This is a genomic window from Ilyobacter sp. (assembly GCF_041583315.1).
Classification (GTDB): domain Bacteria; phylum Fusobacteriota; class Fusobacteriia; order Fusobacteriales; family Fusobacteriaceae; genus Ilyobacter.
The window spans coordinates 1-1566 of record NZ_JBFHGC010000618.1 but is presented as its reverse complement, the minus strand read 5'-3'; the positions used below and the strand labels follow the sequence as shown (position 1 = coordinate 1566).

At 32.1% G+C, this 1566-nt stretch carries 1 protein-coding gene, 1 tRNA gene and 1 pseudogene; all 3 read right to left on the bottom strand.

Annotated elements, in window-relative coordinates; all coding sequences use genetic code 11:
• Window positions 1-596 (bottom strand): annotated as a pseudogene (locus tag ABZA26_RS14805) (glucose-6-phosphate isomerase); the annotation flags it as partial.
• 29 nt (window positions 597-625) lie between these two features.
• Window positions 626-1066, bottom strand: a complete 441-nt coding sequence (locus ABZA26_RS14800; protein WP_372715251.1) for an S-layer homology domain-containing protein — start codon at window positions 1064-1066, stop codon at window positions 626-628.
• 249 nt (window positions 1067-1315) lie between these two features.
• Window positions 1316-1390, bottom strand: a tRNA-Gln gene (locus tag ABZA26_RS14795).
• Window positions 1391-1566 lie beyond the last annotated feature (176 nt).

The following is a 1566-nucleotide window of genomic DNA, read 5'->3' as shown; positions in this document are numbered from 1 at the left end:
ACAAAAGTTTCATAGCCCTCCTGAGTAGATAACTGTTTCAATGCTCCTCTGGCCTTGTCTGTTGTAGCATATATTCTGGATTTTGCACCTTCTACACCGTACTTTTTCTCCAGTTTTTTCTTGAAAATTCTAAATGCAACTGCAGGTTCTGTAGTAGTTCCAGATTTCGAGATTACATTGACAGAAAAATCTCTGTCCCCTATAAGCTCCATCAAATGGTTAATATAAGAACCAGATACGTTTATTCCTGCAAAGTAAATTTCAGGGGTCTTTCTGTCCTCTTTTGAAAGGTTATTATAGAAAGAGTGTGACAGGAATTCTATGGCAGCCTTTGCACCTAGATACGATCCTCCTATACCTATTACCACAAGGACTTCCGAATCATCTTTGATCTTCTTTGCTGCAGATTTTATTCTTTCAAATTCTGCCTTATCATAGTTTACAGGAAGATCCATCCATCCTAAAAAATCATTTCCAGGACCATCTTTTTTTTCTAGGGTCTTCACAACAGACATTGTCTGCTTCTCCATAAAATCAATTTCATGCTGATGGAAGAATCCAAGGGCTTTTGAATAATCAAAAGAAAGTTTGTTCATAATAAAAGTTCCTCCTAAAAATTTATTTTTTATTTAATCTTTTTTTCCAGTTCTTTTATTTTTTTCTGAAGTTCATCTATTATTTTTCTGTTTTCTTCTAGCTTAGCACTAAGCTCTTCTATTTTTTCATCATGACTTTTTACCTTAGATAAGTAGAGGTCTGAATCAAATCCAGTTTTATTTAATTCTTTGGCAAATTCATAAACCAGATTTTCCAATATTGCCAAATCATTTCTGCTTGCCTTTTCTGAATCCACCTGATTCATTGTCTTAGACAAGTAGTAAGCAAACTCATATCTTGTTATCTCATTTTTTCCTTGGAAAATGTCAGAATCTTTTTTTAATATCCCTTTATTTACCAAATTCTCCACTGATTTATAAGCCCAGTGCTCATCTGTTATATCCTTAAAGGGAACCTCTGAAAAGCTCACTGAAAAAACAAACAAGAAAATAAATACTAATTTTTTCATATAGATTTCACCATTCTTTCTGTTTCCCAGTATATCATATGATACCCATAGTATCAATTGCACTAAACGTACAATATTTGATCAAAAAAAAATCAAATATTTACAATAATATTCTGTTCTTCTTTTCAAGCAAGTTCACTGAATTAATTTACTTATTTTTTTTTAAATTCCTTTTATTTATCCATAAATTTATGTATACCTATAAAAATAAAAAAACCTGCTATAAGCAGGTTTGGTTTTTCATAAAAATGGCTGGGCTGGCTGGATTCGAACCAGCGCATGACGGAGTCAAAGTCCGTTGCCTTACCGCTTGGCGACAGCCCAACAACGGGATAATAATAACATATTTGCATTTTAGTGTCAACAATTTTTTGTTATATGGTTTCATATAATTATTGCACAGTTTTTTTAAATAAAAAATAAGTCCTTTTGGACTTATTTTTTATACTAGCTCTTCTGCCTCTGACTCTTCTTTCTCAATTTCATTATATTTTTCGATT